The organism is Maribacter hydrothermalis, assembly GCF_001913155.1.
Lineage (GTDB): Bacteria > Bacteroidota > Bacteroidia > Flavobacteriales > Flavobacteriaceae > Maribacter > Maribacter hydrothermalis.
Genome location: NZ_CP018760.1, coordinates 1756837 through 1772583 on the forward strand (window position 1 = coordinate 1756837; position 15747 = coordinate 1772583).

Genomic DNA, 15747 nt, shown 5'->3' on the forward strand with positions numbered 1-15747 from the left:
TAATATTTAAATAAAGAACAATGTTTCAAAAATTTATTGATCGTCCCGTACTGTCTACGGTTATTTCGATCCTTATAGTCATTCTAGGCATTTTAGGGTTAACAACCTTACCTATTGAAGAGTATCCAGAAATAGCCCCACCAACGGTGCAAGTTACTAGTACCTATACAGGTGCTAACGCAGAAACAGTACTTAAAAGTGTTGTTATTCCTTTAGAGGAACAGATTAATGGTGTTGAAGATATGCTGTACATGACCTCTAACGCTAGTAACGACGGTAATGCCACTATCAACGTATTTTTTAAATTGGGTACCAATCCAGATATTGCGGCAGTAAATGTTCAAAATCGAGTTGCTAGAGCTAACAGTATATTACCACAAGCCGTTGTACAAACCGGAGTAACCACCCAAAAGTCGCAAACTAGTGCTTTACTTTTCTTCTCATTATTCTCAGATAACGATGAGTATGATGCAACATTTGTAGAAAACTATGCACGTATTAATATCGTACCTAAATTACAACGTATTGAGGGTGTGGGTAATGTTACCGTTTTTGGTGCTAAGGATTATTCTATGCGAATATGGCTGAACCCGGAAAAAATGGCCGCTTACAAACTTATGCCATCTGATATTCAAAATGCACTTAGGGAACAAAATCTCGAAGCAGCAACCGGTAAAATTGGTGAAAATGCTAATGGAGTATATGAATATGTTTTAAAATATAAAGGTCGCCTTTCCGAAGAAGCCGAATATGAAGATATCATTATTAGAGCTCAAGAAAACGGACAGTTTTTGCGTCTTAAAGATGTAGCTGAAGTTGAATTAGGTGCTTTTAATTATGGCACTAAAAACGAAGGTATGGGAAAACCCGGGACGGCCGTTGGTATTTTTCAAACTTCAGGGTCTAATGCAAATGCCATTATCGATGAAATTCAAATTATTCTTGACGAGAGCAAAGCGGATTTCCCCAAAGGATTAGATTATGTAATTCCTTATAACACCAAAGATTTCTTAAGTGCGTCTATAGAACATGTTATTCAAACTTTAATTGAAGCCTTCTTATTGGTTTTCTTAGTGGTATTTATCTTCTTACAAGATTTTAGGTCCACTTTAATCCCCGCAATTGCTGTTCCTGTAGCAATTATCGGTACGTTTTTCTTCTTGTCTCTATTTGGATACTCCATTAACATGCTTACCTTATTTGCAATGATTCTCGCCATTGGTATCGTGGTCGATGATGCGATCGTAGTTGTAGAAGCTGTTCATGCGAAAATGGAGGAAGGTGCTACCAATGCCAAAAAAGCAACAAAATCTGCTATGTCCGAAATTTCAGGGGCTATAATCTCGATTACATTGGTAATGTCCGCTGTATTTATACCAGTATCCTTCATTAGTGGGTCGTCGGGTGTGTTCTACCAACAGTTTGGTATTACGTTGGCAATTGCAATCCTTATTTCCGCGGTTAACGCATTAACCTTGAGTCCAGCTTTGGCTGCACTTTTATTAAAACCCCATAACCCATCGGAAGAACATAAAAAAGGTATTGGAAAACGCTTTTTCTCCGCTTTCAATACTGGCTTTGATGCTGTAACCGATAAATATATAAGTTCTGTAAAATTCATTGCGAAAAGAAAATGGGTAACATGGATTTCTATTGCAGTTTTTGGAGTGATAGCGTACGTGTTGTTCCAAACTACACCAACCGGATTCATTCCAAATGAAGATAAGGCTATTGTATTTGCCGATGTTACGATGCCTCCTGGTACTACATTAGAGCAGACACAAAAAACGGTTAAGCAGTTAGATTCTATTTACCAATCTATGAATATCATAGAAGCTAGAATGAACATTACCGGTTTCAGTATTTTAAATGGTGTAAACGGTGGTTCTTATGGTTTCTCCGTAATTCGTTTAAAAGATTGGGGCGAACGCAAAGATGAAGGAGAATCTGTTCAAGAAGTAGTAGGAAGCCTATTCGCTAAAACAGCGGGATTAAAAGATGCCAAAATATTCTTCTTTACGCCACCAAGTGTACGTGGTTTTGGTAACTCTACCGGTTTTGAAATGAACTTGCAAAGTAAAGATGCTGATGATTGGCAAACCGTAAACAAAGTCACCAATGAGTTTTTAGCTGCTATCAACGCACGACCAGAGGTACAATATGCTATTACCAACTTCAACGCCAATTTCCCTCAGTATGAATTAGAGGTAGATGCGGAGAGAACAAAAATGGCAGGCTTGGCCGTAACTGATATTTTCAGCGCTATGCAAGGGTATTATGGTGGCCTATACACTACAGATTTTAATAAGTTTGGAAAGCAATACCGCGTAATGATCCAAGCTAAACCCGAAGATAGAGCCGATGAAAATTCATTGAACCATATTTTCGTGACCAATGCCAATGGTGAATCTGTTGCCGTATCTCAATTTGTATCGTTAAATAAAATTTATGGCCCCGAAGTAGTAAGTAGATTTAATCTTTTAAGTTCTGTAAAAGTTAACGGAGCTATGAACCCAGGTTACTCAACAGGTGATGCTATTAAAGCAATTGAAGAGGTTGCGGCAGAGGTATTGCCCAACAACTACACCTACGAGTATTCTGGTCTTACCAAAGAAGAAAATAGTGCAGGTAGCCAAACCATCCTCATTTTTATTTTGAGTTTGGTATTTGTTTATTTCCTATTAAGTGCTCAATATGAATCGTATATAGTACCATTCTCAATTTTACTATCACTACCTGTTGGTATTGCAGGTGCTATTGGTTTTGTAAGTTTGGCCGGACTTGAAAACAATATATATTTTCAGATTGCTTTAATTATGCTTATTGGTCTGCTTTCTAAAAATGCCATTCTTATTGTAGAGTTTGCATTGCAACGTAGAAAACACGGTATGTCAATTATTGATTCTGCCATTGACGGTGCAAAAGCAAGACTTAGACCTATTTTAATGACCTCGTTCGCCTTTATTCTTGGTTTAATGCCATTGGCCTTATCATCGGGTATTGGTGCTGTAGGTAATAGGTCTATTGGTATGAGTGCTGTTGGCGGTATGCTAATAGGTACCATATTCGGTGTATTTGTGATACCAGCATTATATGTTATTTTCCAAACTTTACAAGAGCGTATAACTGGTGCGCCACAAGTAACTATTGAAGAAATTAAGAACTAAAAAAATCATGAATAAATTAATATCTAATAAACTTATTTTGGTTGTATTTCTGCCATTATTGTTGCAGTCTTGTTTTACAGCTAAAACATACGAGCGGCCAAATGTAGAAACGGAAAATCTTTATAGAACAGATCAACTACCGCAAGACAGTATATCTTTCGCTTCGGTTTCTTATCAAGACCTTTTTACAGATGTTCATTTGAAGAGCTATATTCAAAAAGGATTGGAAAACAACCTTGATATTCGTATTGCGCTACAAAGTATTGCGGCTGCAGAGGCTTATGTTAAGCAGGGTAAAGCCGGCTATTTGCCCACCGTTAATGGTTCTGCAACTGCTACAAGAACTGCTAGAACTAGCGAGAACGGACAATTTGGAAGCTTTTTTGTGCAACCTTTTAATCAATTCGAAACTTCTGGTACTGCCTCTTGGGAAGCAGATATATGGGGTAAAATTAGAAGTACAAAACGTGCTAGCGATGCTAATTACTTGCAAACTATAGCGGCCCATAAGGCTGTGAAGACTAGTTTAGTGGCGCAAATTGCTACTACTTACTATCATATTTTGGCTTTGGATAAGCAGATTTCAGTTACCGAAGAAACGATTGAAAACCGCTCTAAAAGTTTAGAGACTATTACTGCCTTAAAAGAGGCCGGACTAACAAACCAAGTGGGTGTTGACCAAACTGCAGCACAATTATATAGCGCTCAGAGTCAATTATTGGATATAAGGAATTTACTATATCAAGCAGAAAACACCTTAAGTATTTTATTAAGTGAACAACCGCAGATATATTCTCGTAGCACCCTCGATGACCAATCTCTAGCTAGTGAAATACAACTTGGGGTGCCAGCGCTTTTACTTCGCAATAGGCCAGATATTATGCAGGCAGAATATAACTTAGTGAACAGTTTTGAACTAACTAACGTGGCCAGAAGTAATTTCTACCCATCAATAACTTTATCGGCACAAGGCGGATTTCAAAGTTTAGAGTTTGATAATTGGATAGATTCTAGTTCGATATTTGCAAACTTGGTAGGCGGACTTACACAACCGATTTTTAACGGTAGAAAAATTAGAACGGCATATGAGGTTGCACAAGTAAAACAAGAACAGTCTTTATTGAGTTTCAAAAAAACGCTTTTAACTGCTGGCAAAGAAGTATCTGAAGCTTTATATGACTACAATATTGCAGTTGAAAAAGAAGAATTTATCTCTAAGCAAGTATTAGCATTGAAACGTGCTGAAAGCAATTCTGAAGAATTATTGAATAGTGGATATTTAACGTATCTAGATCTTTTAACAGCTAGAGAGAATTCTTTAAATGCAGAGCTAAATCTAGTTGACAACAAGTTTTCACAATTATCGGCAACGGTTGAATTATATCGTTCTCTTGGTGGGGGATGGCAATAGGTTAATGCTTATTAGAATGCTAAAAAGAAGTGAATATAGTGAGCAAGCGTTAGCGCTTTTCTCTAAATATGGATGTAAAAGGGTCTTAATGGATGATGTGGACAAGACCCTTGACATCTGTAAAAAATTGTAAACTATATTTGAAAATAAAAGTAATATCGTTCTAGGTTACGTTTCTCTTTTATATAATCATGATTTCTATGATAGTTATACCATAGAAGAATTATTAGAACATTAATTAGTGTTCCTCTTTAAGGAGTTAGAAGAATTTATACAAACCAATTTTTATAGCTCTAGCGAAGACCAAATCCTTTTGCAGCCCACCAAGGATGTATTTCTATAACCAAGCGCCCAGCTTTTACCATAGGGTCTGCATTTGCCAAACTATCTGCCATATACATTGTTGGCGTATTGTAAATTGTAATACCTCTTATTTCGCCATCATCACCAAATGGGCCAGAAATATCAGCATAACCAAGTTTGTACATTTTACCTAAATGTGCCATGTGCAATTTTTGTAAACTATCTGCCTCCGCTTTTGGTTGATTTCGGTTAGGTCCACTTTTTAAAAAAGCAATGAAGTACTCTTGCATAAGCACTGTATCCTTTGTTTCTTCGTCAACATAATCAAAAATCTGAAATCCCCTTTCTATAAGATCCGACTTTTTTTGTTGAGCAGAATATTTTACTTCTTTAATCTCTTTTTTATCGATTACTTTTTCATTTTTACCACAAGAAAAAACCATTAAAATCAATACTATTACTGCTAATATATGTCTCATCTTTGCCATTTATTATAAGGGGTTTTACTTAATTGAGAATTATAATACTTAATCTCCCCTGTTACCTCTGCTGCTAACCAAGTAGGCTTGTCAAATTTTTCCTCCTCAGAATTTAGCTCTATTTCAGCAATAATTAACCCCAAATTATCACCATAAAATTCATCAACTTCATATACATGATTCCCTATAGGGATTTCATATCTACATTTATCCAAAATTCCTTTTTCACATAATTTTAATAATGCATCCGCTTCTTCTACGGCAATCTCCTTTTCCCATTCAAACCGAGAAGTTCCTGTTTCGTTAGATTTACCCTTAACGGTAATGAAACCTAAATCGCCCTTTATCCTAACTCTTACCGTTCTATTTGGGTCAGTGTTTAAAAAGCCCTGCACTATTCGTGTTTTGGAACTTGCTTTATACTTATAATCATCAGATTTTACTAAAAACTTACGCTCTATTTCTATCATAAGAATGGTTGAAACTACTATCCATAAACTAAGATAAGTCTTAAATTTGCTTATGCCCAATGAATTACCAATTCGAAAAATTATTCATGTTGATATGGATGCGTTTTATGCCTCTGTAGAAGAACTAGATAATCCCGATTTAAAAGGGAAACCTTTGGCCGTAGGGGGTTCTGAAATAAGAGGTGTTGTTTCAGCCGCCAATTATGAAGCTCGAAAATATGGTGTTCGTAGTGCCATGAGCGGAGTTCAAGCCAAAAAAAATTGTCCTAACCTCACTTTTGTAAAACCAAGATTTGAACGCTACAAGGAAATCTCAAAACAAATACGATCCATATTTTATGAATATACCGATTTAGTAGAGCCCCTTTCTCTTGATGAAGCTTATTTAGATGTAACCGTCAATAAAAAAGGCTACCCTTCTGCCACTATGCTTGCTACTGAAATTAGACAACGTATTCTAGAAAAAACAGGGTTAAATGCATCTGCAGGTATATCTATCAACAAATTTATTGCCAAAATCGCCAGTGATATCAATAAACCCAACGGGCAAAAAACGGTAAACCCTGAAGAGGTAATTCCGTTTTTAGAAGAATTAGATATCAGGAAATTTTATGGTGTTGGTAAAGTTACTGCCGAAAAAATGTACAAACTGGGCATTTTTACCGGGAATGACCTCAAGAAAAAATCAATAGAGTTTCTTGCAGATAACTTTGGAAAAAGTGGACCCTATTATCATCATGTAGTACGTGGTATTCATAATAGTGAAGTTAAACCGCACCGCATACCTAAATCTGTTGGCGCAGAACGTACGTTTAATGAAAACCTAAGTAGTGAGGTTTTTATGCTAGAACGTTTAGAACATATTGCACTAGAACTAGAAAAAAGACTTACCAAATCTAAAATTGCAGGTAAAACAATTACGTTAAAAATAAAATACAGCGATTTTACTTTAAATACAAGAAGTAAAACAATGCCCTATTTTATCGCAGACAAAGATCTTATTTTAGAAACCGCTAAAAATCTTTTATATCAAGAAGAGCTACAAAACTCTGTTCGACTACTCGGTATTTCGCTTTCTAACTTAAATACAGATGATAAAACAAATAAAAAGGTTGACGATAAATCAATTTTAGTGCAATTAAAATTCGATTTCTAAAGGTTATCTACTCATTTTCAACTATTTAAATAATATTTAAAAATGTTAACAAAAATTAACTGCAATTACTTGTACAGTAGGTTTCTCTAGAATAATTTTGGCCACTTAAATGAATAAGAGTTTTTTAAAGTTACTTCTTTCTCTCTGTGTACTACTTTCAAGTGTATACAGCCCTCTATTTGCTAACAACGATTTGGGGCAAAACTCTTTACAAAAAACTGGACAACAATTTTCAGTAGCTGTAAATACTACTAATCAACAACATAAGGCGAACATTACAGGTGCTTTAGAGCAAGACAGTAAGATATTAGAAATAGATGTCGCCGAAATAAAAGAAGAGGAAAGTAAAACCAACTTTATTAAAAGTAGTTTTTTCACTACCTATATTACTACCGCCTTTTATCTTTTATCATTATTATATTTTTATAGTTATTTAAAGAATAGCAAAAATCTACAAGGGCTATTTACTTTTTTACCAACGGCCAATAGGCGGTTTGTGTTATACCAAGTTTTTCGTTTATAATTAGTATTGAGCATTTGATTTTATCAATATTGCTCTAGTCTTTCACATCCGGTACTCTTAACCGTAAGCTATTGCGTCTATAAAGTACCCAAATGTAATGCGTGTCCGCATTTCAAAATTTAAATTTTCCAATCCATTTAATATTAAAATTATGACCAAGAGATTTCTCCTGTTCGCAGTCGTGAGTGTTTTGTTTTTTTCAACAAGCTGTGAATCTAAAAAAGAAAAAAAAGAAGAACATGCCAAATTTTTAGTGACCAGTCCTATAAAAATGGACACGTCTATTACCAAAGATTACGTAAGCCAAATACACTCTATAAGGCATATTGAACTACGAGCTCTTGAGAAAGGATATTTGAAGGAAATTCACGTTGATGAGGGTCAAGAGGTGAAAAAAGGGCAAAAAATGTTCAATATTATGCCAAACATATATCAAGCAGATTTACAGAAGGCAAGCGCAGAAGCTAAGGTTGCAGAAATAGAGCTTCAAAATACACAGTTATTAGCGGACGGTAATGTTGTCTCTAAAAATGAACTTGCTATGGCTAAAGCTAATTTAGACAAGGCAAATGCAGAAGTTTCTTTGGCACAAACTCATTTAGGTTTTACGGATATTCGCGCACCTTTTGATGGCATTATGGACCATTTACATGTAAGGGAGGGGAGTCTTTTAGATGAAGGTGAATTATTGACCACCCTATCGGACAACACTAAAATGTGGGTTTATTTTAATGTGCCAGAAGCTGAATATTTAGACTATATCATAAGCACCGATAAAGACGTAAAAAAAGAAGTTGGTCTTCTATTGGCGAATAACAAAGAATTCAACCAAAAAGGAATTGTTGAAACTATAGAAGGAGAATTCAACAATGAAACGGGCAACATTGCTTTTAGAGCTACTTTTCCTAATCCAGATAAAATATTAAGACACGGAGAAACTGGCAGTATTTTAATGACCATCCCTTTTAAAGATGCACTGATAATTCCCCAAAAAGCAACATTTGAAATTTTGGATAAAAAATTCGTTTTTGTTGTAGATCAAAACAATGTTGTAAAACAACGCGAAATAATCATTGGCGGTGAAATGCCAAATCTTTTTGTAGTAACCAAAGGCTTAAATGAAAAAGATAAAATTCTGCTTGATGGCATACGTATGGTTAAAGACAACCAACAAATAGCGTCTGAGTTTGTTGCCCCTAAAAAGGTATTATCGAGCTTAGATCTTTACACAGAATAACAATATCCAAATACATAAAAAATGTTCAAAAGATTTATTCATAGACCAGTTTTGGCTATTGTTATTTCGGTAATTATAGTTTTTACAGGATTATTGGCAATAAAACAATTACCAATTTCTCAGTTCCCAGAAATTGCCCCTACTACGGTAAACATTTTCATTGCTTACCCTGGCGCAAGTGCAGATGTACTTATTAATTCAACAATTATTCCTTTAGAAACTGCCATAAACGGTGTACAAGGTATGCGTTATGTAGCCTCTGATGCTACAAGTGCCGGTGAAGGAACTTTACGTATTATTTTCGAACCTGGTACAGATCCCGACCAAGCAGTTGTAAGGGTGAAAACCAGAGTAGATCAAGTAATGCCAAACTTACCTGAATTGGTACAAATGGAAGGGGTAGTAATTACACCTGTACAACCAAGTATGTTAATGTACGTAAACCTGTATAGTAATAATGAAGAAGACAACGAGCTTTTTCTTTACAACTATGCGTACACCAAAATTGTACCTGAAATTCAACGTATTAACGGTATTGCAAGTGCTCAAATATTAGGTAGTAGAAAATATGCTATGCGTGTGTGGTTAAAACCAGATCGTATGCGTGCCTATAATGTGTCTGCAGAAGAAGTTATGGAGGCTATGCAAGAACAAAGCATAATTGCCAGACCAGGTAGACTAGGTGGTAGTTCTGGTAAAAAATCGCAATCACTGGAATATGTGCTTACCTATGAAGGGCGGTATAATGAACCTGAGCAATATGAAAACATTATTGTAAGAGCTAACGAAGAAGGTGAAATTTTAAAACTAAAAGATGTTGCCGAGGTAGAGTTAGGAAGTGAGTTTTTTGATATTTACTCTAACCTAGATGGCCACCCTTCGGCTTCTATGATTCTTAAACAAACTGTAGGTAGTAATGGTAAAGATGTAATCGATGCTGTAAAACTTAAGTTAGAAGAACTAAAGGTAAACTTACCTCCTGGTGTAGATTACCAAGTAAGTTACGATGTATCTAACTTTTTAGATGCCTCAATAGAAAAGGTATTACACACATTAAGAGATGCCTTTATCTTAGTGGCAATTGTAGTATTCCTATTTTTAGGAGATTGGCGTTCTACTTTAATACCTATTATTGCAGTACCTGTTTCTTTAATAGGCTCGTTCTTTGTAATGCAAATGTTCGGGTTGTCCATAAACCTAATTACGTTATTTGCTTTAGTGCTAGCTATTGGTATTGTGGTCGATAACGCCATTGTGGTGGTAGAGGCGGTCCACGTAAAAATGGAAGAAAAAAATTTATCACCCTATAAAGCTTCTTCAGAAGTATTAGGCGAAATTGGTGGTGCCATTGTAGCCATAACATTGGTTATGGTTTCTGTATTTATTCCTATTTCATTTATGTCTGGCCCAGTTGGGGTATTCTACAGGCAATTTTCTATTACCATGGCTGGATCTATTATAATCTCAGCAATTGTAGCACTAACCCTTACTCCTGTTCTTTGCGCTATGATGTTGAAAAATAACCATGGTAAGGAAAAACGGAAATCTCCAATTGATAAATTTATTAACTGGTTCAATACTGGCTTTGAACGTTTAACCGGAAGTTATGTTAAACTATTAAACAAAATTGTAGCAAGGCGCGTAGTTACTTTTGGTATTCTTATTGCTTTCTGTGCAGGTATTTTTATTACTAATAAAACGCTACCTGCTGGTTTTATACCTAACGAAGACCAAGGTATGATCTATGCCATTATTCAAACACCTCCTGGTGCTACTTTAGAGCGTACAAATGATGTTGCTAGAAAACTGCAGAAAATATGCGAAGAAATGGAAGGGGTAGAATCGGTTTCTTCTTTGGCTGGTTATGAAATTATGACAGAAGGTAGGGGCTCAAACGCCGGTACCTGTTTAATTAACTTAAAACCATGGTCCGAACGTAATCATTCGGTGCACGAAATCATGGAAGAATTAGAGGAAGAAACAAAAGACTTAGGCGCGGTAATTGAATATTTTGAACCTCCTGCTGTTCCAGGTTTTGGTTCTTCTGGCGGATTCTCTATGCGTTTACTTGACAAAACCGAAAACACGGACTATCATGTTTTCGAAAAAATCAACAACGATTTTATGAAAGCTCTTGGAGAGCGTGAAGAACTAACCGGACTTTTTACCTTCTACTCTGCTAATTATCCGCAATACGAATTGAAAATCAATAACCAAATTGCCATGCAAAAAGGGGTAAGTATTGGTAAAGCAATGGAAAACCTAAACATACTTATAGGTAGTACATATGAGCAAGGTTTTATTCGTTTTGGTAGATTCTTTAAAGTGTATACCCAAGCCGCGCCCGAGTATAGAGCGCTTCCTTCTGATCTAGAAAAATTGTTTGTAAAGAATGAAGAAGGCGAAATGGTTCCATATTCTGCATTCATGTCCATGGAAAAGAAATTGGGACCAAACGAGATTACTAGATACAACCTTTACAACTCTGCAGCCATAAACGGCCTACCTGCAAAAGGGTTTACCACTGGTGATGCTATTACAGCTATAAAAGAAGTAGCCAAAGAAACCCTTCCAAGAGGTTATGATATTGCTTGGGAAGGATTATCATATGACGAGGCGAGCAGAGGTAACGAATCGCTATACATCTTTATCGTAGTATTGATTTTCGTTTATTTCGTGCTTGCTGCTCAATACGAAAGTTTTCTACTTCCTTTTGCAGTAATTCTTTCTTTACCTGTTGGTATTTTCGGCTCTTTCCTTCTGCTAAAAATGACCGGATTGGCAAACGATGTATATGCCCAAATTGGTGTTATTATGCTTGTTGGTCTCCTTGGTAAAAACGCGGTATTAATTGTTGAATTTGCTGTTCAAAAACAACGACAAGGGGCAACGGTTTTAGAAGCGGCTATTGAAGGCTCCAAAGCTAGATTTAGGCCAATTTTAATGACCTCTTTTGCATTTATTGCCGGGTTAATCCCTTTAGTAATTGCGTCTGGCGCTGGTGCAATTGGTAACCGTACCATTGGTGGCTCTGCTCTTGGCGGTATGTTAATTGGAACAATATTCGGAGTTATTATAATTCCTGGTCTCTATTTTGTATTTGCCAAACTTGCTGAAGGAAGAGGTCTAATAAAAGACGAGTCATTTGAGCCAATTTCAGAAGAATTTATACGTGTCAGTGAAGGCGAAGGTAAAACACGCCAAAAGCTTCGTGAGTTAAAACAAATGATTAAAAAACTAACCAAAAAAGAAGAAAATGATCAAAATTAAAAAAACCATTAAGCATGTAAAACTGCTTTTAGTGGTTCTTATTAACGTAGGTGTATTCTATTCCTGTGTACCTACAAAAGATTTGAAAGAGGCAAATAATAATTTGCCTTCACAGTATGTTGATCAAGCAATAGATTCAACAAACAGTGCCCAATTAAAATGGAAGGATTTTTTCAAAGATGAAAACCTAACAAAACTGATTGACACCGCATTGACTAATAATCAAGAACTACGTATAATGATGCAGCAAATTGATGTTGCACAAAATGAAGTGAAGGCCAGAAAAGGGGAATATTTACCTTTTATTGGTTATGGTGCTGGTGCCGAGGTTGAAAAAGTTGGAGAATATACTCGTAATGGCTCTGTAGAGAAAAACCTGGAAGTTAAAGAAGGTGAAGAATTTCCCGAACCTTTAACTGATTTCTCTGCAGGACTATTTGCTTCTTGGGAACTTGATGTTTGGAAAAAGCTACGCAACTCTAAAAAAGCTGCAGCTTTAGAATACTTATCTACCATTGAAGGTAAAAACTTTATGGTGACCAGGCTTATTGCAGAAATAGCAGATTCTTATTATGAGCTTATTGCATTAGACAATCAATTGGCTATTATTGAACAAAACCTTGAGTTACAAGGCAATGCTCTTAAAATGGTACGTTTACAAAAAGAAGCCGCTCGTGCTACTGAACTTGCCGTAAAAAGATTTGAGGCCGAAGTTTTAAAGAATCAAAGCCATAAGTTTGAAGTGCAACAAGAAATTGTTGAAATTGAAAACAAGCTTAATTTTTTAATCGGCAGACAACCGCAACAGATTGCTCGTAATTCTGAAGGTTTTACGGATACACAATTGGATACAATTTTCTCCGGTATACCTTCCCAATTACTACAAAATAGACCAGATATAAAACAAGCGGAATATGAGTTAGAAGCTGCAAAACTAAATATTAAAGTGGCAAGGGCAAATTTTTATCCTTCTGTTGGATTAAAAGCTGGGTTAGGCCTACAAGCATTTAAACCTAAGTACTTAACAGAGACCCCGGCATCTTTAATATACAGTGCGGTAGGTGATGTTGTTGGACCGCTGATAAATAGAAATGCAATTAAAGCTGATTATAATACTGCTAATGCCAAGCAAATTCAAGCAGTATATGAATATGAAAAAGCAATTTTAAGCGGTTTTATAGAAGTAACAAATCAATTGTCTAAAATGGAAAATCTAAAGCAGAGTTATGCTTTGAAGGAAAACCAAGTAGAGGCATTGACAGCATCTATTGATTTATCTACACGGTTATTTCAATCAGCAAGAATTGAATATATTGAAGTATTGTTAACGCAACGTGAAGCACTTGAATCTAAAATGGAATTGGTAGAAACTAAAAAAGACCAATTAATGGCAAGGATAAATATTTACCAAGCTTTAGGCGGCGGATGGAAGTAACGGGTTTATAACTAATAAAAACTAATTTTAACCCTAATAGGGATTGAGTCTATTAGGGTTTTTAATTGTTTTAGAAGTTTTTTTTAGAAAAAACAACTGTTTAATGTTCAATCTTTTTAATGATTTTTTAAAGTATATGTACAGAACACTTAAACAATACTACTAATCCTATCCGAAAATTTTAACTATAACTGGTATTATTTTAGTTTTATAGCAAATTCTTATGAAAAAAATATCTCTAAACTACATAAAATGATTGATTTAAAAGATTACGACAACGCGGTGATCAAGTTTAGAAAAAGCTTGAGCTTTATTATGTTACCCGTTATTTCTTGGGACTTTTATGCTTCTAATTATGAAGAAATAAAACAAACCGAAAAAGATGTTGATTCTTTATTAAGAATAGTTTCTGCAAATTCTTGGAATATTGATACAAAAATTATCGACACTAAATTAAAAATAGACAAGAATGTTGTTGTAGTAACAGATGCCAAATTAAATATTGTATTTGCTACCCAAAATATGTGGAATATGAGCCAATACCGACCTGAAGAAATTATAGGCAAAAGTCCTAAAATGTTTCAAGGTGACTTAACATCTTCAACTACACTGAAAATTGTTTCTAATGCAATTAAAGAAAAAAAACCTTTTGAGGTTACGGTGGTCAATTATAGAAAAGATGGGTCTACCTATAAGTGCTGGATTCAGGGACAACCTGTATTTGATAAAAAAGGTGATGTAGTTAATTTTATAGCTTTTGAGAAAGAAGTTGCTTAATTTTTATAGGCAAAACAGTAAAAAGGGTCGCTATGTTGCGACCCTTTTTTGTGAAATTATATTTTGAAATCTAACTATATATCGCCAGATTCTATTTCTGTTACTCTTAATGTATTTACCATACCTTTATCTTTCATTGGCATAGCAGCAAGACTTATTAGCATATCACCAACTTGCAAATATCCTTTATTGAAGGCAATACGGTTTACATCATCTATAGTATCATCTGTAGAAACATCTTTATCATAGAAAAATGCTTTTACACCCCATAATAAATTTAATTGTGTTAGAATTCTTTTATTAGAGGTGAAAACCAAAATATGTGAACTGGGTCTCCAAGCAGAAATTTGAAAAGCAGTATATCCACTATTTGTTAAAGTTGAAATAGCTTTTGCTTTAATTTCATTTGCCATTAAAGCCGCATGATAACAAATAGATTTTGTAATATATCTTTTTGTTCGAATATGAGGTGGGTCGTGTGGTACATGTATTAAATCTGAACCCTCGACACTCTCAAGAATACTGGCCATTTTTTCAATTACTTGTACTGGATAATTCCCAACAGAAGTTTCTCCAGACAACATTACAGCATCAGCGCCATCCATAACCGAGTTGGCTACATCATTTACTTCAGCTCTTGTTGGCGTAAGGCTAGTAATCATTGTTTCCATCATTTGGGTAGCAATAATTACCGGAATTCTAGCTTTTTTAGCACGAAGCACCAATTGCTTTTGAATTAACGGTACTTCTTGTGCAGGAACTTCAACACCTAAATCGCCTCGAGCAACCATAAGTCCGTCACAATAAGCAACAATTTTATCAATATTTTCAACTGCCTCTGGTTTTTCAATCTTGGCTATTATTGGAATTTTATGAGGAGAATGCTTATTGATGATATTTTGAAGGTCAATTAAATCTTGACTAAAACGGACAAAAGAAAGTGCTATCCAATCTACTTCTAAAGAAATTGCAAATTCAGCATCTTTAATATCCTTTTTTGTTAGAGCAGGTAAAGAAATATTAGTATTTGGTAAGTTAACACCCTTTTTTGACTTTAACGGTCCGCCTTGTATTACCTTGGCCAGTACTTCATCTTTGCCGTTGGTTTTCACCACTTGAAACATTAATTTACCATCATCTAAAAGAATGCGCTCCCCAGCCTTCACATCTCTAGGGAATTCTTTATAATTCATGTAAACTCTTTCTGCAGAACCCTCAAATGGGGCGCCAGTAACAAATGTTATTTCATCTCCAGGACTTACAACGACATCACCTGCCATTACCCCTACACGTAATTTAGGGCCTTGTAAATCTGCTAAAATGGAAGTATTTGTTTCCATTTCTGCATTTAATTCACGTATCATGGTTACACGCTCTTTTACATCATCATAATCGGCATGTGAAAAATTTATTCTGAATACATCTACTCCTGCATCAATCATGCTCCTGAGTACCTCTTTCTTGCTCGTTGCAGGCCCTAATGTGGCTACAATTTTCGTCTTTTTTACAGTTGGCATTT

General features: G+C 35.4%; 11 protein-coding genes. 8 read left to right on the forward strand and 3 right to left on the reverse strand.

Translation table 11 applies throughout. The annotated features are described in order from the left end of the window. Positions 1 to 20 precede the first annotated feature (20 nt). On the forward strand, positions 21 to 3167 hold the full coding sequence (locus BTR34_RS07530) for an efflux RND transporter permease subunit (RefSeq protein WP_068485475.1): 3147 nt from the start codon (positions 21 to 23) through the stop codon (positions 3165 to 3167). Between the two features lie 7 nt (positions 3168 to 3174). Continuing rightward, entirely contained in the window at positions 3175 to 4578 is a 1404-nt protein-coding gene (locus BTR34_RS07535) for a TolC family protein (RefSeq protein ID WP_068485796.1), read from the forward strand. Positions 4579 to 4871: 293 nt separating this feature from the next. Here BTR34_RS07535 and BTR34_RS07540 read toward each other — a convergent pair whose 3' ends face one another. Together BTR34_RS07540 and BTR34_RS07545 are read right to left on the reverse strand one after the other, a co-directional pair. Then, positions 4872 to 5360, reverse strand: a complete 489-nt coding sequence (locus BTR34_RS07540) for a YciI family protein (protein ID WP_068485477.1) — start codon at positions 5358 to 5360, stop codon at positions 4872 to 4874. Next, positions 5357 to 5830 (reverse strand): CYTH domain-containing protein, encoded by a 474-nt coding sequence (locus BTR34_RS07545; protein WP_068485479.1) that lies wholly within the window; start codon positions 5828 to 5830, stop codon positions 5357 to 5359. Before BTR34_RS07545 ends, BTR34_RS07540 begins: the two co-directional genes overlap by 4 nt. Positions 5831 to 5882: 52 nt before the next feature. Between BTR34_RS07545 and dinB the strand changes: the two genes are divergently transcribed. From dinB to BTR34_RS07575, 6 genes are all read left to right on the forward strand, one after another. Next, positions 5883 to 6986 (forward strand): DNA polymerase IV, encoded by a 1104-nt coding sequence (gene dinB / locus BTR34_RS07550; protein ID WP_068485481.1) that lies wholly within the window; start codon positions 5883 to 5885, stop codon positions 6984 to 6986. A gap of 109 nt (positions 6987 to 7095) precedes the next feature. Then, the gene (locus tag BTR34_RS07555; protein ID WP_068485483.1) at positions 7096 to 7509 is read left to right on the forward strand and encodes a hypothetical protein; all 414 of its coding nucleotides are present in this window, start codon (positions 7096 to 7098) and stop codon (positions 7507 to 7509) included. 151 nt (positions 7510 to 7660) lie between these two features. Then, positions 7661 to 8746, forward strand: a complete 1086-nt coding sequence (locus BTR34_RS07560) for an efflux RND transporter periplasmic adaptor subunit (protein WP_068485485.1) — start codon at positions 7661 to 7663, stop codon at positions 8744 to 8746. Between the two features lie 21 nt (positions 8747 to 8767). After that, positions 8768 to 12016, forward strand: a complete 3249-nt coding sequence (locus BTR34_RS07565) for an efflux RND transporter permease subunit (protein WP_068485487.1) — start codon at positions 8768 to 8770, stop codon at positions 12014 to 12016. After that, entirely contained in the window at positions 12003 to 13451 is a 1449-nt protein-coding gene (locus BTR34_RS07570) for a TolC family protein (RefSeq protein ID WP_068485489.1), read from the forward strand. The genes BTR34_RS07565 and BTR34_RS07570 overlap by 14 nt, the downstream gene beginning before the upstream one ends. 252 nt (positions 13452 to 13703) lie before the next feature. Further along, positions 13704 to 14228: a PAS domain-containing protein gene (locus BTR34_RS07575; RefSeq protein ID WP_068485490.1), complete on the forward strand. Its 525-nt coding sequence runs from the start codon at positions 13704 to 13706 to the stop codon at positions 14226 to 14228. A gap of 74 nt (positions 14229 to 14302) precedes the next feature. On the opposite strand, the gene pyk is transcribed toward BTR34_RS07575, so the two are convergent. Then, positions 14303 to 15745: a pyruvate kinase gene (gene pyk, locus BTR34_RS07580; protein ID WP_068485492.1), complete on the reverse strand. Its 1443-nt coding sequence runs from the start codon at positions 15743 to 15745 to the stop codon at positions 14303 to 14305. Positions 15746 to 15747 lie beyond the last annotated feature (2 nt).